The sequence below is a fragment of the Actinomadura formosensis NBRC 14204 genome (assembly GCF_001552155.1).
GTDB lineage: Bacteria > Actinomycetota > Actinomycetes > Streptosporangiales > Streptosporangiaceae > Spirillospora > Spirillospora formosensis.
Map to the genome: position 1 here is coordinate 1 of NZ_BCQQ01000141.1, position 17,300 is coordinate 17,300.

Here is a 17,300-nt window from a genome sequence, read left to right on the forward strand (position 1 = left end):
GCCGACGACCACCGCGACCTGTCCGAGCGGACGGCGGCGGCGCTGACGAGTGTCCTGTCGGGCGGGCACAAGGCCACCAAGGTCACCGTCATCTGCGACCTGGAGACGTTGACCGGCGGAGATGCCCCGGCCAGGCTGACCGACGGCACCCCCATTCCCGCCGAGCAGGCCCGCCGCATCGCCCTCAACGCCGGAGTCTCACCCCTCCTCCTCGGTCCGGGCAACGTCCCGCTGTACCTCGGATACCGGGTCCGCTTCGCGAGCGGCGCCCAACGCCAAGTCCTCGAAACCCTCTACCCGACGTGTGCCGTGCAGGGGTGCGAGGTTCCGGGAACGCTGTGCGAGGTCGACCATGTGGACGGCTGGGTCCTCGGCTGCCCCACCGACATCGACCGGCTCGCCCTGTGCTGCGGATGGCACAACAGGTTCAAGCACGCTCGGCCCGACCGGCTTCACATAGCCAAAGACGCGAACGGCCGCTACACCTACCGCGTCCCCGCGCCCCGAGAAAGAACGATCGCCGCAGGCGGACGTCCGCCGCCTTGGCTCCAGGCCGCGTGACCGGCGGGGGCCGTCCTATGAGCGGGTGACGATGGTCGTGCCGTCGCTGATGTGCAGGACCGCGTCAGCCCCGTCGAGGATCGCCTGGTCGAGAGGGAAGTATCCCTGCTCCGGGGTGGTGTCGGTGCGCGTGCGTGCGGAAGTGACCATGGTGGGCGTCGTCAGGCCCCAGGTGGTGATGTGGCGCTGCAGATGGCCCTCATAGGTGTCCGGTTCGGGCTCTTGAAGGCCGATGGGTTCGCTGCGGCCCAGGCTGCCGGCGATGAAGATGTACTGATCGCCCAGCAGGGACCCCGCGATGTCGCCGGCGCCGAACCAGGTGAGGTCCATGTCCGCCATGCGCATGTTGGACGGGGTTCGCTGCAGGTGGGCGTTGTGGGCGAAGAGCAGGGTCGGGCCCCGCCGGGCCTCGATGTCTCGGATGTCCAGGAGGTTCTGGACCATGAGCGCATCCCGGGTGGCGGCCAGGAGGGACACCCGCGCGCTCTGCTCCAGGCGCTGTGCCGACTGCTTGTGATACCGCAGCAGGCCGAGACCCGCGGTGAGGTGTGTCTTGGCCCTGAACCACTCGGCGCGTGATGTTGCTGCGATCAGTTCCGGCGTGCGCGCGTAGAGCGTGACGAGCATGTCGTCGGCGATCGATCGCAGCCTCTCGGCCTCGGGGGTGGCGCCGGGTGACATGGCCGGGTCCAAGATCGCCTCCGAGCGGCTCCACCGTTCGTCGTCGCCGACGAGGCTCGTGAGGTCGAGGTCGAGTTTCAGGTAGTCGCGGGCGTGTTCGAGGTAGGGCCGCGGGCTGGGAGCGCTGAGGGTCTCCATCGGGGCGTCGAAGCCGTGGAAGGCCAGTCGTTCTTCTGCGGGCCGGCCTTCGTTGTAGTCGCGCATCCAGGCGATCAGCCGCCTGTTGGCGTCCAGGTCGCCGAAGCCGTGGGAGAAGCCTTCGCTCATCGCCGTGTCGAGGCTTCCGGCTCCCTCCTGGACGAAGTCGTTCGCGGTGAGCGCGGCCACGCGATCGGTTTCGAGGGCGATCGACCGGAAGCCGTGGTCGACCAGTTGGGCGAACAGTTCGTTGCGGGCCCACCCGAAGGCCGGGGCCCGGTGCGTCGGCTCGCCGAGCGCCAGGAGGGCGCATGACGGGGTGACGAAGTCGCGGATGTGGTGAATCATGAGTCTCAATCGTATCTCTAAAAGGTCGATTGAGACTTTGGCTGTTCTGGGTGGAGTTTATTGCTGTAAAGTCTCAAACGGGTGATTACCTTGCGGCCAACCGACCTCGCGCGCGAGCACGGCATCTCGACCCAGGCGGTCCGTAACTACGAGCGGGACGGGTTCATCCCGCCCGCTGAGCGCACACGCAGCGGTTACCGGATCTACACCGAGGTTCATGCGGCGGCCCTCCGCGCCTACCTCTCGCTCGTCCCGGCGTACGGGCACGCGGCCGGAGGGCAGATCATGAACGCACTTCACGAGGACGGCCTCGACGCCGCCCTGTCGGTCATCGACCGTGGTCACGGGCAGTTGCTCCGGGACCGGGAGACCCTCAATGCGGTGAGGCAGGCGGTGGACCACCTGACGGCGGAGCCCGGCGCCGCTCCGGAGCAGCCGGCGGACTCCGCTGCCCGGACCATCGGCGAACTCGCACACCGGCTCCGTGTCACCCCGGCGACCTTGCGCAACTGGGAGGAGGCCGGCATCCTCGCCCCCGCGCGGGACCCGGCCACCGGGTACCGCGTCTTCCGCGCGAGCGACATCCGCGACGCCGAGCTCGCCCACCTGCTCCGGCGCGGGGGTTACCTGCTCGGCTACATAGCCACCGTGGTCCAGCAGATCCGGACGGCCGGCGGCACCGACGCGCTGTCCGGTGCCCTGGACGAGTGGCAGCGAAAGCTGACCGCGCGAGGTCTCGCCATGCTCAACGCGGCCACACATCTCAGCGACTATCTGAGCTTGCTCGACCGTGCCGTGCCCCAGCAGGGCGCGGGCCACCGGTCACGGCCGTCCGCTAAGTGAAGGCCGGGAAACCTTTCGTCCCCCGCTCGCCTCGCCGGTGGGGGCGCGGGAGTCCGCACTGCGAGAGCCTAGGAGATGCGCGCGTGGTCCCCGGCAGTGCGGGCCGCACCCGGGCGGGCGGTCAGGCGGTGGGCCAGCAGGTGGGCGCCGGCGACACCGGCCACGGCGAGTGCCAGGCCCCGCGTGACGTCCCGTGGCCGGGTGGGGCGGAGGATGCCCCGGCGCCGCAACTGCGCGCGTGCCCACACCGTGTAGGGGATGACCACCAGCGCCGACGTGACCGAGCCGGGGGTGTACCGCCGCAGTGCGGCGGCCTGCCCGAGATGCACCAGCCCGTGCAGCCCGAATCCGGTGAGCGCGGCCTGGTACGTGGCCGACCGTCCGCCCGTGCGCTGCCCGTCGGCCGCCGCGCCGGCGACGAGCGCTCCCATGACGGCGACGGCCATCGCGAACTCGCGTTCGTCGACGGACTCCATCCAGCGCCACACGCCGGCGGGCGCCTGCGGGAAGCGCTCGCGCAGTTCCGGTAGCCGCGCCCGGATCCAGCGCGGCCCGACCGCGACCTCCTCCGCGTCGTGCACCATCCACGCGATCAGCAGCCCGATTCCGGCGTCTCGCATCATGCCGTCGAGTCTGGCAGAAACGATCACGCGGGGCCGGGTCAGGGCTTGCGGGCCACGCCGCAGAAGGCGTCGACTTCGGGGGGCTCTTCGAAGGGGCTCGGCTCGGGGCGCCAGCGTGACACCGAGACCACGCCGGGGTCGAGGAGTTCCAGGCCGTCGAAGAAGCGGGCGATGCGTTCCGGGGTGCGCAGTTCGTAGTCGTAGCCGGACTCGTCCCGGACGCGGTCGGCCTCCTCGGCGGCGTCCGGCCGGACCGTCCTGGTGCCGTCCTCCAGGACGAGGTAGCTGCCCGGCGCGAGGGCGTCCAGGTGGCGGTGCAGGATCGCGAGCGCCTCCTCGTCGTCGCGGATCGTGCCGAGGACGCCGAGGAGCATCAGCGCGACCGGCTCGCCGAAGTCGAGGGTCGCGGCGGCGGCCCGCAGGATGCTCTCGGGGTCACGGGCGTCGGCGTCGATGTAGTCGCAGGCGCCCTCCGGCGTGCTGGTCAGCAGCGCGCGGGCGTGCGTCAGGACGAGGGGGTCGTTGTCGACGTACACGATCCGGCAGTCGGGCGCGACCCGCTGCGCGACCTCGTGGGTGTTGTCGTGCGTGGGCAGCCCGGTCCCGATGTCGAGGAACTGCCTGATCCCGGCCTCCCCGGTGAGGTGCCGGACGGCCCGTCCGAGGAAGACGCGGGAGTACCGCGGCACCGCGTCGAACCCCGGATACGCCTGGAGGAGCTGCTCGGCGAACGCCCGGTCCACGTCGTAATGGTCCTTGCCCCCGACGAAGTAGTTCCAGACCCGGGCCTGGTGGGGCACGGTCGTATCGATCTTGGGCGGCGCCTTCTCGTCCATGGACTGCTCCCGTGCGTGTTGATCACTGCCGTGTTCAGTCTTGCCGGGGCGCAGGGTACCTGTCCCGCTTTCCGGGATGCCGGTCCCGGACGCGTCCCCACGGTTTGGCCACGGAGAGGACGGTCGCGAGGGTCAGTGCCGTGAGCGACACGGCGGGCGGGTAGAAGAGCTTCGAGATGAACTCCGGTTCGGGTGCGCCGGGGGTCAGAGTCCGGCCGTAGTCGCCGACCTGGTCCATGCCCGGACGCAGGAGCAGCAGGATGAGCGCGCACAGGACGAGGTTGAGCACGAGCTTGATCGCGACCCACCAGTGGCGCAGCAGCCCCCAGCGTGTGCCGAGGCCCAGGATCAGCCCGGTGACCAGGCAGATGAGACCGGACGTCAGCATCGGCCACACGACGAACGTCGCCAGTGCCCGGTAGGCGAGGCCGCGCACATCGGCGGTGGCGCCGAAGTGTCCGGTCAGGACGAGGACCGCCACCATGACGTCGATCCCGATCCACGCTCCGGCGGACACGAGGTGCACGATCAGTGTCGTCTTCCGCCATCTCCTGCCGAGCCGGAACCGGGCGTCCGGCCGGGCCCGGGTTCCCGCGCGGTCCTTCACGTCTGCCGCCGCCATCTGCGCGGTCCCTCCCGTGCTCGGGACGGCTCGGGTCGTGCCGTCCTTGACCACGACCGACGATGGCGGCTGTGCGCGGCGCGCGTCGTCCCCTGCGCGGCGGCATCGCGTGTACGCCGCGTGGCGCAGGCGGGCGCGGCCGGTACGCCCGGCGGAGTACCGCGGCTCAGTCCGCCGCGTAGCGGAATCCGGTGTTGCCGGACGAGCTGTCAGGGGAGTTGTTCGTGCGGGCGGCGACGCGGTACCGGTTGCAGTAGGACTCGTGGCACAGGTACGAGCCGCCGCGCAGGGATCTGCCGTCGCCCCAGGGGTCCGCGCACCATTCCCAGACGTTCCCGGCCATGTTGTGGAGGCCGTACCCGTTGGGCGGGAAGGCGGTGACCGGGGCCGTTCCCCGGTAGCCGTCCTCGGCGGTGTTGCGGGTCGGGAAATGCCCCTGCCAGATGTTGCACATGTGCTCGCCGCCGGGGGTGAGGTCGTCCCCCCACGGGTAGCGTTCGCCGGTCAGGCCGCCGCGTGCGGCGTACTCCCATTCGGCCTCGGTGGGGAGACGGCCGCCGGCCCAGCGGCAGAACGCGGTGGCGTCGTTCCAGGAGACGTGGACCACGGGGTGGTCGCCCCGGCCGTCCAGGGAGGAGCCCGGGCCTTCGGGGTGCCGCCAGCACGCGCCCTGGACGGCGCACCACCACGGCGCGCGGCCGGCTCGGGGTGAGATCCGGCGGAGGGAGCCCGGAAGGAAACCCGCGAAGACGTGGGACCAGCCGAATCGTTCCGCGTCGGTGCGGTGACCGGTGGCTTCTGTGAACGCGGCGAATTCGTCGTTGGTCACGGTGCAGGGGGAGATGGCGAATTCCGTGACGGTGACCCGCCGGATCGGGCCTTCACCGTCGCCGGGGTTCACGTCCGGGTCCTCGCTGCCCATCAGGAACGGGCCGCCCGGGAGACGTAGCGTTTTCACAGGTCCTTCAGGTCGTCGGCGATGGCGTGCAGGGTTTCGCGGCTGATGACGCCCACCGCCGTTCCGGCGATCTCCAGGAGGGAGAACGGCATCGCCTCGGGCAGCAGCGGGCTGTCCATGAGGGCGCCCAGATGCTTGCGGAGGACGGTCTCGGCCGCCGGTTCGGCGACGAGCAGGTGAGTCGGTGTCGTCACGGAGAGGCGTGACCGGGGGAACTCGGCGGCGGTCAGCGGCGGGTGTTCGGACGCGACCACCTGGTCCCATTGCCGTCCGGCGAGCAGGTGGGAGGACGTCACCGGACCCGAGGGCGGCAGGCCCAGGCGTTCGTACTGTTCCGGGGGCGCGTCATTGGCGCGCATCAGGCCGGCCATGAGCGTCGCCATGCGCAGTTCGAGTTCGTCGTCGAGGAGAGGGGAGAGCTGCTCCGGGTCGTTCTCCAGGTCGTAAAGGAGCGTGCCGAAGGCGTAGGGGTCGGTATAGGCGTAACCGGGAAGCCGCAATGGCGCGACCCCCTTGGTGAACGGGAACGGCTCGGCCGGCGTCGCGTCCCGGAGTGTCGCCACGGGAATGCGGCCGCGCATGTGCGTGGGCATGAGGGTGTATTCGGCGAGCGGCCGGTTTCCCGGTTCCGTGCAGGCCCGCATGTAGACGTGCCGGCCGTCGGTGACGCCGACGTGGCCGCCGAAACAGCCGAACAGGCCCGCCTCCCGGACGGGTGCGTCCCGTTCGATGACCTCGCGGAGCGGCACGCCCTGCATGTCGGCGGTCCGGGGGACGCCGAAGAAGTCGAGGAGGGTGGGCCCGAAGTCGATCGTCTGGACGAGGCTCGACCGCCGTTCGCCCGCGACCCGGCCGCGCGGGTCCCAGACGAACAGGGGGGTGTGGATCGTCTCGTCCCAGAACGGCGGCGCGTTCTTTCCCCACCAGTCGTGTTCGCCGAGCAGCAGTCCGTGGTCGGTGCAGACGATGAGGAGGGTGTCGTCCCAGAGCGCCAGGTCGTCCATCATGTCGAGGACGCGCCCGAGGGAGCGGTCGCACATCGACAGCAGCGCCAGGTACTGGTTTCTCAGATGGGCGACCTGCTCGGGTGTCTCCGTGACGCGTTTGTAGTCGGGCCAGTCGAAGTGCGGGCCGCCGTAGTCGTCCGGGTAGAGCTTCTTGTAATGGTCGTAGCTGAAGAACGGCTCGTGCGGATCGAACGTTTCGATCTGGACGAACCAGTTGTCCTCGGCATGGTTGGTCCTGATGAAGTGCAGGCCCGCGTCGAACGTGCGCGTCTGCGGATGGTCGGCCTCGTCCTTCATGTAGAGGCGGTTCACCCAGTCCTGGCGGCGCAGCGGGTTCGCCGAATGCGGGACGGAGTCGGGAATGTCGGGGTCGGCGACATGCCCCTTCCATTCGTCGCCCTCCTGGCCCCGGAAGAACTCGAAGGTGTTGTAGCGCGGGTGGTAGGTCGCGCCTCCGTCCAGCCAGTAGTGCTGGTGGTCGGTGGCCAGATGGGTGTGGACGCCGTTCTCCTTCAGGATCTCCGGCACCGAGTCGTCGAACGGTTCCAGCGGCCCCCAGCCGCGATGCAGGAAGTTGTAGCGGCCGGTGTGCATTTCGCGTCGCGCCGGCATGCACGGCATGCTGCCGCCGTAGCAGTTGTCGAAGGTGGCGGTCCGCTCGGCGAGCCGGGTGAAATTGGGGGCGTGCACGTCCGCGGCCCCGTACGGCGGCAGGAAACGCCGGTTGAGGGTGTCGAACATGACCATTATCGCTTTCATGGCACGCCTTTCAACGCACGCTTCTGATCCGGTAGACGGCCGCGGAGCCCAGCAGCATGATGACCGCGGAGACGGCGTAGAGGACCCGGTAGCCGCCCACGAAGGTGAGCACGAACCAGGCCACGCCGAACGCCAGCGGGACGTTCTGCGCCGCGTTGATGACGCCGAGGTCGCGGGCGCGGCTGCGCTGGTCCGGCAGGACGTCGGTGACGAGGGCCTGGTCCACCGACAGGAACGCCCCGTAGCCCGCGCCCAGCAGCACCGCCCCCGCCATGGCGGACGGCCACGTCGGCGCGACCGCGAGCAGCGCGGCGGCGGCCGCCTGCAGCGCCCCCGCGACCGCGATGAGGTCGCGGCGGCGGCCGAGCAGGTCCGACGCCCGGCCGCCCAGGTAGCCGGTCGTCGCGCAGCAGACCAGGTAGATCAGCGTGAGGATCAGCAGCGACCCGTCGGGGTCGCGGCGGTGCAGCACGTCGGTGAGGAAGTACAGCAGGTAGGTCGTCCCGGCCAGGTTCCCCGCGTTGATCAGCACCCGGGACAGCAGCGCCCAGTAGTAGTCGGCGTTCCGCGGGAACGGCACGCGTGTCCCGTCCCCGGGCGCGGCGGCCCGCAGGGCGGGGCGGGTCCGGGTGCGGATCAGCAGGAACGGCAGCGCCGACGCGGCGGCGAGCGCCGCGATGAGCGCCCAGCTTCCGGGGATGGACGTGACCACCATCGTCACCAGCACCATTCCGACGACCAGCGCGATCACCTGCGGGACGCCCATCGCGGCCGACGCCGCGCCGCGCCGGTCCGGCGGCACCCGGTCGGCGATCACGGCGCTGAGCGAGGCCAGCACCGCCGACGCGCCCACCGAGACGACGACCATCAGCCCGGCCACCACCGGCCAGCTCGTCTGCGTCCCGACCAGCGCGTACGGGACGGTGGCGAGGCCGAAACCGCCGAGCGCCCAGACGCGGCGGCGGCCGAGGCGGGCGGGGGTCCGGTCGCACAGCATCCCGGCGAGCGGCACGCAGACCACCACGACCAGCGAGTTCTGGACCATCAGGTAGGACAGCACGTCCACCTTGTGCTCCGCCGCGATGGTCCCGATGAGGTGCGGGGTCATGAACTGCGGCGGGAGCAGGATCACCAGCCAGTAGCCGAACCAGGCCGCCCCGTACCCGAGCAGCCAGGTCCGCCCGACCTCGCCGGTGGTGCCGCGCTCGGCGGTCGTCAGCTCGTTCATCGACCGCCCGTCTCGGCGCGCCGCCACATCCGCAGGTACGCCTCCGCGCCGCGCGCCAGGTCGTCCAGGATCTCCTGGCCGCCGTAGGCGCGCATGTCGGCGATCCAGTCGGGGACGAGCCCGTAGTTCGCGACGCCGTCGACGTTGAGGTCCCAGGTGCGCAGCCCGGTGCGCAGCCGGCCGAGCTTCACCGACGGGTCGACGGGGGACGCGAACGGGTAGCGCAGCGGGTGCTCGCGGGCGTCCGCGCGCGGCGGGGGCAGCGGCCCCATCCCGTTGGCGTCCAGGCCGTAGCCGTAGCCGAACGTGTAGCGCGGGTCGCGGGACTCCTTGTTGCGCCGCCACTCCGCGACGAACGCGGGTGCCGAGTGGCCGTAGCCGGTGACCATGCCGCCGAGCCGGTAGACGCGGCGCGCGTAGGCCGGGTCCTCCCAGCTGTGGGACGAGACGACGCCCGGATAGCCCGCCCGCTCCAGCAGGCCGAGGGTCTGCCCGGCGGCCTTGGCGCTCATGTGGTCGATCTCGACGAGCATGTGCCGCTTCATCAGGCCCCGCACCATGTGGGCGCCGAGGCCGGTCAGCCCCTTGACGTTGCAGTGCGGCGCGGGCGGATACAGCGGCAGCGTGATGCCCGCCCGCCCGAGCAGCCGCAGGATCTGCGCGACCTGGCCGCTCACCGCGCCGGCCGGGGCGATGGTGTTGTCGTGGACGGGCCCGGTGCACGTCTCGGCCTGCCAGAACCGCCCGGTCGCGAGGAGGTTGCCGGCGTTGACGACCGCCCCGGTCGTGCCCGGGTCGAACCGCACGCCGCAGAGCGCGTTGTCGAACTTGTGGCACAGGAACATCGAGGACACGCCGAGGCGCCGCATCTCGTCCAGGCCCCGGTCGATGTCGCCGCGGGTGCACTGCGGGACGCCGCCGATCTCGCGGCAGCCGAACGGCTCGGACGTCTCGACGCCGAGGACGACGGCGAGTTTTCCGTCCCGGATCACCCGCCGCGCCTCCGCCGGGCCGCGCACGATCCGGAACCAGCCCCGGCCGGGGCCTCCGCTCAGCCCGTCGATGTAGGACTGCATCTCGCGCATCCGCCGCGCTTCGAGCCGGATGATCGTCATCTCGTCGCACGCGGTGCGTTTCAGCGGGTAGACCTCGCAGAGCTGGCGGTTGGCGACCAGCTGGTTGACGAGGATCCGCTGCCCGGCCCGCCAGGACCGTTCCAGCCACGCGTAGTAGGCCTGCTGGTGGGTGCGGGAGTCCCAGGCGGGCCAGTCCTTGAAGGCCGGCCAGCCGGCGGGGTCGTGCGTGCCGAGCGGGGTGCCGTGCCGGGTGAAGTTCTCGAACCAGGCGAGCGCGCCGTTCCCGGCGTGGTCGGGGCAGTCGGCCAGCGCCGCCCGGATGCCGCGCGGGTCGAACGGCTTGCCGCAGAGCAGCTGCCCGCCGAACGCCTCGTAGGACATGAGGTGGCTGTGGGCGTCGATGTAGCCGCGCACCTCGCCGCCCGCGGCCCTCCCCGCGGCCGTCCCCGTGGCCGGGCCGCCGGTCATGCCGGTGCCGGCGTCGCGGGGGGCCGCGGCGTGCGCGGGCGGGGTGGGGCAGGCCACGGCGAGCGCGGCGGCGAGCAGGGGGGCGAGCAGGGTGGCGGCCGCTGCGACGACGGGACGCCGGGGGGAGCGACGGAAGAGCATGGAGCACCTCGACCGGGGGGAGAGGGCAACGGTCTGAGCGCAGTGATATCACCGATCCGGCAAAAAGTGAACAAGGCTCATGTTCACTTCGGGCCGATGATCTCCGCGAAGTACGCGCGCAGCAGCCGCGCGCCGAGCGCGATCACCGCCGGGTCGCCGTCCTCCGCCGTCTGGTGGGCGAGCCGCAGCAGCCCGTCCGAGGCGGTGATGGCGACGAGCAGGACGCGCTCGTGGTCGGGCAGCGGCGCGAGCCCCGCCTTCGTGCCCAGCTCGTACATCCGCGCGGCCATCTCGGTGTCGATCCGCCGGACGAGGCCCGCGTCGATGGCGCCGGTGTCGCGGAAGTCCGCCACGAAGAAGGCGGTCACGGTGCGGCGCAGCGCGAGGCTCTCCTCGTAGACGAGGACGGCGGCGTCCGCCCATGTCCGCACCGGCCGGTCCCCTTCCCGCTCCGCCAGCCGCTCGCGCACCCGCGCGTCCAGGATCGCCAGGTTCCGCATGGCCAGCTCGTACAGCAGGCCCGACTTGCCGTCGAAGAACTGGTACAGCGTCCCGATGGGCACGCCGGCCCGCCGCGCGACCTCCCGCGTGGTCAGCGCCTCGAAGCCGTGCTCGGCCAGCAGCTCCGCGCAGGCGTCGAGCAGCCGCTCGAAGTGCTCGGCGCTGCGGCGCTGGGCCGGTCTGCGGCGCACTCCGTCCGCCATGGTCCCCTCGCAAACGTGACACAGGTTCATGTTTTAATGTGACGCGCACTCATGTTAGAGCTCGCGTACGAGGGCTCGGCCAGGCGAGAGAGGTGACGCATGCTTCCCCGGTTTCCCGACGGGTTCCTCTGGGGTACGGCCACCGCGGCGTACCAGATCGAGGGCGCGGTGAAGGAGGACGGACGCGGCACGAGCATCTGGGACGCGTTCTGCGCCGAGCCCGGCCGCGTCAAGAACGGCGACTCCGGCGACGTCGCCTGCGACCACTACCACCGCTGGCCGGAGGACGTCGCGCTGATGGCCGGCCTCGGCGTCAACGCCTACCGGTTCTCGGTGGCGTGGCCGAGGATCCAGCCGGACGGCCGCGGCCCCGCCAACGCCAAGGGGCTCGACTTCTACGACCGGCTCGTCGACGCCCTCGCCGAACGGGACATCACGCCCGCGCTCACCCTCTACCACTGGGACCTTCCGCAGGCGCTCCAGGACGCCGGCGGCTGGACGCACCGCGACACCGCGCACCGGTTCGCCGAGTACGCGTGCCTCGTCGCCGACCGGCTGGGCGACCGCGTCGGCGTCTGGATCACGCTGAACGAGCCGTTCGTCCACATGACCGAGGGCTACGGCATCGGAACCCACGCGCCGGGCGAGGCGCTCCTGCTGGAGGCGTTCCCGGTCGCGCACCACCTGATGCTCGCCCACGGCCTCGCCGTGCCCGCCCTCCGCGAGCGCACCGCCGGGCAGATCGCGCTCACCAACAACTACAGCCCGGTATGGGCCGCGACGGACTCGGCGGCGGACCGCGCCGCCGCGACCGCGTTCGACGCGCTCCAGAACAGGCTCTTCACCGATCCCGTCCTGCTGGGCCGCCTGCCCGACCTGTCGGCCTACGGGGTCCCGGACGACCCGCCGTTCGTCCGGGACGGCGACCTCGCGGTCATCTCCGCGCCGCTCGACCTGCTCGGCGTCAACTACTACAGCCCGACCCGGGTGGCGGCCCCGCGGGGGCGGGCCACCACCGGGGCCGTCCCCGCGCCGGGCGCGTCCGTCCTGCGCGAGGTGAGCGAGCACCTCGACGACGCCGGGCTGCCGTTCGAGGACGTCCCCATCGACGGCCACCCCGTCACCGCGTTCGGCTGGCCGGTCGTCCCGGACGGCCTGCGCGAACTGCTCACCGGCCTGCGCGACACCTACGCCGCCGCGCTGCCGCCGATCCTGATCACCGAGAACGGCTGCTCGGCGCGCGACGAGCCGGGCCGCCCCGACCGGGACCGGATCGACTACCTGGACGGCCACCTGCGCGCCCTGCACGCCGCCATCGGCGACGGCGTGGACGTCCGCGGCTACTTCGTCTGGTCCCTGCTGGACAACTTCGAATGGGCCGAGGGCTACGACCAGCGGTTCGGTCTCGTCCACGTCGACTACGCCACGCAGAAGCGCACCCCCAAGGCGTCCTACCACTGGCTGCGGGAGGAACTGGCGCGGTACCGGTGAGCGGGACGCCGCGGCCCCGCATCTCCCGGCGCGCTCATCATGGAGGGTTATGAGCGAGCTGACGATTCCGGCATTGCTGGCACGGTCCGCGAAGGAGTTTCCGGACGCGGAGGCGGTCGTGGACGGCGACGTCCGGGTCACCTACGCGGGGCTGCGCGACCGGGTCCGCGAGGCCACCGCCGCGTTCATCGGCGCCGGTGTCGGGCCCGGTGACCGCATCGCGATCTGGGCGCCCAACGGGCTGCGGTGGATCGTCGCCGTGCTGGGCGCGATGGGCGCGCGCGCGACGCTCGTCCCGCTCAACACCCGTTTCAAGGGCGACGAGGCCCGCTGGCCGCTCACCAGGGCCAAGGTGAAGGTGCTGTTCGTCGAGGACGGCTTCCTCGGCATCGACTACCCCGGCATGCTCGGGCTGGACGAGTCGGGCGCCGTCCCCGGCCTGCCCGCGCTGGAGTCCGTCGTCACGTTCAACGGGCCGGCGCGTCCGGGCGTCGGCACCTGGGAGCAGTTCGTCTCCAAGGCCGTGCCCGCGGACGAGGCGGACGCGCGGGCCGCGAGCGTCCAGCCCGGCGACATCGCCGACATCCTGTTCACGTCCGGGACGACCGGCAAGCCCAAGGGCGTGATGTGCACGCACGAGCAGAACGTCCGCACCTACACCGCGTGGACGGGACGCACCGGCGTGCGGGCGGGCGACCGGTACCTCATCGTGAACCCGATGTTCCACACGTTCGGCTACAAGGCGGGCGTGCTGGCGTGCGTGCTGAAGGGCGCCACGATGGTGCTGCAACGCACGTTCGACGTCCCGGAGACGCTGCGGCTCATCGAACAGGAGAAGATCACCGTCCTGCCGGGGCCGCCGACCATCTACACCTCGCTGCTCGACGCGCCGGGCAAGGAGGACCATGACCTGTCCTCCCTGCGGCTCGCGGTGACGGGCGCGGCGGACGTGCCGGTCGCGCTGGTGCGGCGCATCCGCGCGGAGCTGTTCCCGCAGGTCGTGACCGCCTACGGGCTGACCGAGTCGTCCGGCACGGTGTCCGCGTGCTCGGTGGACGACGATGACGAGACCATCGCCACCACCTGCGGCAAGGCCATCGCGGACGTCGAGATCAAGATCGTGGACGAGAAGGGCGAGCAGGTGCCGCCCGGCACCGACGGCGCGGTCCTCGTCCGCGGCTACAACGTCATGAAGGGCTACCTGGACGACCCCGAGGCGACGGCCGGGACGATCCGCGGCGGCTGGCTCGACACCGGCGACCGCGGACGGCTCGACGAACGCGGCAACCTCGCCATCACCGGGCGGACGAAGGAGATGTTCGTCGTCGGCGGCTTCAACGTGTACCCGGCCGAGGTCGAGGACGTGCTCGCCCGCCACGACGCGGTCGCCGAATCGGGGGTGGTCGGTGTTCCCGACAGGCGCATGGGCGAGGTGGGACGCGCCTACGTCCGGTTCCGCCCGGGCAGGACGGCCACCGAGGACGAGCTGATCGCGCACTGCCGGGAGCGGCTCGCGAACTTCAAGGTCCCTCGGGAGGTCGTCGTCGTGGACGACCTCCCGAAGACCGCGTCCGGCAAGGTCAGGCGCGTGGAACTCAAAGAGCGGCGATGACCCGCGCCCTGTGCTCGGCCACCGAACCCCACGCCGAGTACAGCGCGCGCGCCTTGCGGATCCACAGCGACGGGTCGTACTCGTCGGTGTAGCCGATCGCGCCGTGCACCTGCAAGGCGGTCTTGGCCATCGCGTAGGACGCCTCGGAGGCGGCGACCTTCGCGGCGGACACGTCCCGCGCGAAGTCCGGCGTCCCGTACGACAGCGCCGCCCCGAACACGAGCGGACGCGCGAACTCCAGCTCGACCATCGCGCCCGCCAGATGGTGCTTGATCGCCTGGTACTCGCCGATCGGACGCCCGAACTGCTGCCGCGTCCCGGCGTACTCCACCGACACCTCCAGCAGCGCCTGGCCGAGCCCGATCTGCTGCGCCGCGCACAGCAGCGCGCCGAAGTCGGTGAACCCCCCGCCCTCCGCGACGCGGAACAGCCGCCGCGCCGGGTCGATCGACGCGAGCGCCTCGCCGGCCCGCCGCTCCACGCCGTCGGGCGTGAGGACGAGGTCGGCGACGTCGGCGTCCAGCGCGTGGGGGACGGCCAGCGACACGAGCGCCTCGCCCTCCGCGATCCGCGGCAGCCACGGCGACTCGCCCAGCGCCTCGGCGGCGGCGAGGGTCTCCACATAGGGCCCGGGAGCTGCGGCCCGGCCCAGCTCCTCCGCCGCGACGGCCAGCTCGACCGGCAGCAGCCCGGCGCCGCCGAACTCCTCCGGCACCGCCACCGCGAACACCCCGGCCTCCGCGACCGCCGACCACAGCGCCCGCCCCGGCGCCGAGTCACCGGCCGCCCAGGCGCGGGCGGCCTTCGCCGTGCCCGCGTCGGCCAGCAGCTTGCGCAGCGTCTCGCCGAACATCCGCTGCTCGGCGTCCAGCACGAACTTCACCGCGCCCCCCTCGGCAGGCCGAGCAGCCGCTCGGCGATCACATTGCGCTGGATCTCGTTGGTGCCCGCGTAGATCGGGCCGGCCAGCGAGAACACGTAGTCCTCCAGCCACTGCGACTCCAGCTCGCCGTCCGGGCCGAGCAGGTCGAGCGCCGTCTCGTGCAGGGCCACGTCCAGCTCCGACCAGAAGACCTTGTTGAGGCTGGACTCGGCGCCGATGTCGTCGCTCCGCGAGATCGTCTCGAAGCCCTTGAGCCGGTAGGCGCGCGACCTGATCCACGCGTCCGCGACCCGGTCCCGCAGCGCCGTGTCGGACGGGTCGGCCCGCTCCTTCCACAGCTCGACGAGCCGTTCGGTCGCCGCCGTGAACCGTCCGGGGCTGCGCAGCGTCAGCCCCCGCTCGTTCCCGGCGGTGGCCATCGCGACCCGCCAGCCCTCGCCCGGCGCGCCGATGACGTCCTCGTCCGGGACGAAGACCTTGTCGAGGAACAGCTCGGCGAACGCGGGCTTGCCGTCCAGCCGCCCGATGGGGCGGACGGTCACGCCCGGCGCGTCCAGCGGGAACATCAGATACGTGAGGCCCTTGTGCCGGGACGACTCCGGATCGGACCGGAACAGCCCGAAACCCCGGTCGGCGAACGCGGCCCGCGAGCTCCAGGTCTTCTGGCCGTCCAGCAGCCAGCCGCCGTCCGTCCGCGTCGCGGTCGAGCGCAGCGCCGCCAGGTCGCTGCCCGCGCCGGGCTCCGACCACGCCTGCGCCCAGATCACCTCACCGGCGGCCATCGGCGGCAGGATCCGCGCGAGCTGCTCCGGCGTCCCGTGCTTCATGAGCGTGGGCGCCAGCAGGTTGATGCCGTTCTGGCTGACCCGCCCGGGGGCGCCCGCCGCGTAGTACTCCTCCTCGAAGATCAGCCATTGGAGTATGGATACGCCCCGTCCGCCGTACTCCTCGGGCCACGACACCACCCCGAGGCGCGCCTCGCCGAGCGTCCGCTCCCACTCCCGGTGCGCCGCGAACCCCTCCTCGGTCTCCAGCGAGGGCAGCGGCTCCGCCGGGAGGTGCGCGCGCAGCCACTCGCGCACCTCCGCGCGGAACGCCTCGTCCGCCGTCCCGAACTCAAGATCCATGAGAACCTCTTTCTAACAACTGTTTGGTAGAGTAACCGGTCGCCCGCGCCCCCGGCCTCCCCTTCCGCCCAGTGAGATCCTCACGGCCTCCCGGTGTCCGGCCGTCAGGGGACGCGGGCCACGCCGCAGAACGCGTCCACCGCCGGCGGCTCCCCGAACGGCGACGGCTCGGGACGCCAGCGCGACACCGGGACGACACCCGGTTCCAGCAGTTCCAGGCCGTCGAAGAACCCGGTGATCCGCTCCGGGGAGCGCAGGTTGTAGGCGACACCGCCCGCCTCGACATAGAGGGCGATCGCGCGGGCGCGGGCGGTGTCGTCGCCGTCCCCGCTCGGCGTGCCGAACACGTCCGTGCCGTCGCAGACGACCACGTGGCTGCCGGGGGCGAGGGGCGCCACCAGCCGTGCGAGGACGCCTTCCGGGTTCTCCTCGTTCGTGAGGTGGCCCAGGATGCCGAGCAGCAGCAGTGCCACGGGACGGCCGAAATCCAGTGTCTCGGCGGCCCCGGCCAGGATGGTGCCGGGATCGCGGATGTCCGCGTCGATGTAGGACGTGGCGCCCTCGGGCGTCGAGGTGAGCAGCGCGCGGGCGTGCGTGAGGACGAGCGGGTCGTTGTCCACGTACACGACGCGGGCGTCCGGTGCGACGCGCTGCGCGACCTCGTGCGTGTTGTCGACCGTGGGCAGCCCGGTCCCGATGTCCAGGAACTGCCGTATCCCCGCCTCGCCCGCCAAACACCGGACGGCGCGCCCGAGAAAAGCCCGCGAATGCCGGGCGATGTCCACCTGACCGGGGAAGATGCGAACGAACTCGTCCCCGACCTCCTGGTCGATGGGGTAGTTGTCCTTGCCGCCCAGCCAGTGATTCCAGATCCGCGCCGAATGCGGCACGGACGAGTCGATCCTTGCGTTGCCGGCCATATGGGGCCCTTCTGTGTGGGGATTGTGCGGGAGATATCGCGCCCTGTGGACGATATGACGGTCTCGCGCCCCTCTTCAGTGAGGGAGGTCGCAGCACTTCTTGGACTTGCGGACAGAGCCGCGTTCAGCATCGAAGTAATAGGTGGATGTGATCACCTCGCCAACGTACAGAAGAAGGCACGTGTGAGGAGCGGATGGGCGACAAGGCGGTAAGGAACCGTCCCCGCGACCCCAAACCGCCACCCGCGCGCACGATCAACCACTGGGCGGCTAA

General features: G+C 71.5%; 16 protein-coding genes. 4 read left to right on the top strand and 12 right to left on the bottom strand.

The annotated features are described in order from the left end of the window. A partial coding sequence (locus AF1_RS27600) for an HNH endonuclease signature motif containing protein (protein WP_157419312.1) occupies nt 1-561 on the top strand: 561 nt, incomplete at its 5' end. A 15-nt stretch (nt 562-576) separates the two neighbouring features. Here the strand turns inward: AF1_RS27600 and AF1_RS27605 are convergent. Further along, complete coding sequence (locus AF1_RS27605; protein WP_067805608.1) at nt 577-1,728, bottom strand: erythromycin esterase family protein; 1,152 nt, start codon at nt 1,726-1,728, stop codon at nt 577-579. A gap of 81 nt (nt 1,729-1,809) precedes the next feature. Here AF1_RS27605 and AF1_RS27610 point away from each other — a divergent pair, with 81 nt between their 5' ends. Next, entirely contained in the window at nt 1,810-2,571 is a 762-nt protein-coding gene (locus AF1_RS27610) for a TioE family transcriptional regulator (protein ID WP_067805611.1), read from the top strand. A gap of 68 nt (nt 2,572-2,639) precedes the next feature. Here AF1_RS27610 and AF1_RS27615 read toward each other — a convergent pair whose 3' ends face one another. From AF1_RS27615 to AF1_RS27650, 8 genes are all read right to left on the bottom strand, one after another. Continuing rightward, entirely contained in the window at nt 2,640-3,194 is a 555-nt protein-coding gene (locus AF1_RS27615; RefSeq protein ID WP_067805614.1) for an HXXEE domain-containing protein, read from the bottom strand. Nucleotides 3,195-3,232: 38 nt separating this feature from the next. Then, the gene (locus AF1_RS27620) at nt 3,233-4,030 is read right to left on the bottom strand and encodes an SAM-dependent methyltransferase (RefSeq protein WP_067805617.1); all 798 of its coding nucleotides are present in this window, start codon (nt 4,028-4,030) and stop codon (nt 3,233-3,235) included. A 34-nt stretch (nt 4,031-4,064) separates the two neighbouring features. Then, complete coding sequence (locus AF1_RS27625) at nt 4,065-4,652, bottom strand: hypothetical protein (protein ID WP_084263407.1); 588 nt, start codon at nt 4,650-4,652, stop codon at nt 4,065-4,067. 166 nt (nt 4,653-4,818) lie between these two features. Continuing rightward, nucleotides 4,819-5,610, bottom strand: a complete 792-nt coding sequence (locus AF1_RS27630; RefSeq protein ID WP_067805619.1) for a formylglycine-generating enzyme family protein — start codon at nt 5,608-5,610, stop codon at nt 4,819-4,821. Next, nucleotides 5,607-7,376 (bottom strand): sulfatase, encoded by a 1,770-nt coding sequence (locus AF1_RS27635; protein WP_067805622.1) that lies wholly within the window; start codon nt 7,374-7,376, stop codon nt 5,607-5,609. Before AF1_RS27635 ends, AF1_RS27630 begins: the two co-directional genes overlap by 4 nt. Before the next feature lie 10 nt (nt 7,377-7,386). After that, entirely contained in the window at nt 7,387-8,604 is a 1,218-nt protein-coding gene (locus AF1_RS27640) for an MFS transporter (protein WP_131732935.1), read from the bottom strand. Then, nucleotides 8,601-10,289, bottom strand: a complete 1,689-nt coding sequence (locus AF1_RS27645; protein ID WP_067805629.1) for an amidohydrolase family protein — start codon at nt 10,287-10,289, stop codon at nt 8,601-8,603. The genes AF1_RS27640 and AF1_RS27645 overlap by 4 nt, the downstream gene beginning before the upstream one ends. An 83-nt stretch (nt 10,290-10,372) precedes the next feature. Further along, nucleotides 10,373-10,993 (bottom strand): TetR/AcrR family transcriptional regulator, encoded by a 621-nt coding sequence (locus AF1_RS27650; RefSeq protein ID WP_067805632.1) that lies wholly within the window; start codon nt 10,991-10,993, stop codon nt 10,373-10,375. Nucleotides 10,994-11,092: 99 nt separating this feature from the next. Here AF1_RS27650 and AF1_RS27655 point away from each other — a divergent pair, with 99 nt between their 5' ends. After that, nucleotides 11,093-12,484 carry a GH1 family beta-glucosidase gene (locus AF1_RS27655; RefSeq protein WP_067805635.1) on the top strand — a complete coding sequence of 464 codons (1,392 nt, stop codon included), beginning with the start codon at nt 11,093-11,095 and terminating at the stop codon, nt 12,482-12,484. A gap of 49 nt (nt 12,485-12,533) precedes the next feature. Beyond that, nucleotides 12,534-14,096 (top strand): FadD3 family acyl-CoA ligase, encoded by a 1,563-nt coding sequence (locus AF1_RS27660; RefSeq protein ID WP_067805637.1) that lies wholly within the window; start codon nt 12,534-12,536, stop codon nt 14,094-14,096. Here AF1_RS27660 and AF1_RS27665 read toward each other — a convergent pair. The 3 genes from AF1_RS27665 to AF1_RS27675 form a co-directional block, all read right to left on the bottom strand. Then, nucleotides 14,080-14,979, bottom strand: a complete 900-nt coding sequence (locus AF1_RS27665; RefSeq protein WP_067805640.1) for an acyl-CoA dehydrogenase family protein — start codon at nt 14,977-14,979, stop codon at nt 14,080-14,082. The genes AF1_RS27660 and AF1_RS27665 overlap by 17 nt on opposite strands. Beyond that, on the bottom strand, nt 14,976-16,106 hold the full coding sequence (locus tag AF1_RS27670) for an acyl-CoA dehydrogenase family protein (RefSeq protein WP_067805643.1): 1,131 nt from the start codon (nt 16,104-16,106) through the stop codon (nt 14,976-14,978). Before AF1_RS27670 ends, AF1_RS27665 begins: the two co-directional genes overlap by 4 nt. A gap of 104 nt (nt 16,107-16,210) precedes the next feature. After that, nucleotides 16,211-17,026: an SAM-dependent methyltransferase gene (locus tag AF1_RS27675; protein WP_067805646.1), complete on the bottom strand. Its 816-nt coding sequence runs from the start codon at nt 17,024-17,026 to the stop codon at nt 16,211-16,213. Between the last annotated feature and the right edge of the window lie 274 nt (nt 17,027-17,300).

Bases quoted from the DNA above. Each gene is read 5' to 3' on its own strand.
- AF1_RS27605 (WP_067805608.1), bottom strand. From the start codon at position 1,728: ATGATTCACCACATCCGCGACTTCGTCACCCCGTCATGCGCCCTCCTG.
- AF1_RS27615 (WP_067805614.1), bottom strand. From the start codon at position 3,194: ATGATGCGAGACGCCGGAATCGGGCTGCTGATCGCGTGGATGGTGCAC.
- AF1_RS27620 (WP_067805617.1), bottom strand. From the start codon at position 4,030: ATGGACGAGAAGGCGCCGCCCAAGATCGATACGACCGTGCCCCACCAG.
- AF1_RS27625 (WP_084263407.1), bottom strand. From the start codon at position 4,652: ATGGCGGCGGCAGACGTGAAGGACCGCGCGGGAACCCGGGCCCGGCCG.
- AF1_RS27635 (WP_067805622.1), bottom strand. From the start codon at position 7,376: ATGAAAGCGATAATGGTCATGTTCGACACCCTCAACCGGCGTTTCCTG.
- AF1_RS27640 (WP_131732935.1), bottom strand. From the start codon at position 8,604: ATGAACGAGCTGACGACCGCCGAGCGCGGCACCACCGGCGAGGTCGGG.
- AF1_RS27645 (WP_067805629.1), bottom strand. From the start codon at position 10,289: ATGCTCTTCCGTCGCTCCCCCCGGCGTCCCGTCGTCGCAGCGGCCGCC.
- AF1_RS27650 (WP_067805632.1), bottom strand. From the start codon at position 10,993: ATGGCGGACGGAGTGCGCCGCAGACCGGCCCAGCGCCGCAGCGCCGAG.
- AF1_RS27655 (WP_067805635.1), top strand. From the start codon at position 11,093: ATGCTTCCCCGGTTTCCCGACGGGTTCCTCTGGGGTACGGCCACCGCG.
- AF1_RS27660 (WP_067805637.1), top strand. From the start codon at position 12,534: ATGAGCGAGCTGACGATTCCGGCATTGCTGGCACGGTCCGCGAAGGAG.
- AF1_RS27670 (WP_067805643.1), bottom strand. From the start codon at position 16,106: ATGGATCTTGAGTTCGGGACGGCGGACGAGGCGTTCCGCGCGGAGGTG.
- AF1_RS27675 (WP_067805646.1), bottom strand. From the start codon at position 17,026: ATGGCCGGCAACGCAAGGATCGACTCGTCCGTGCCGCATTCGGCGCGG.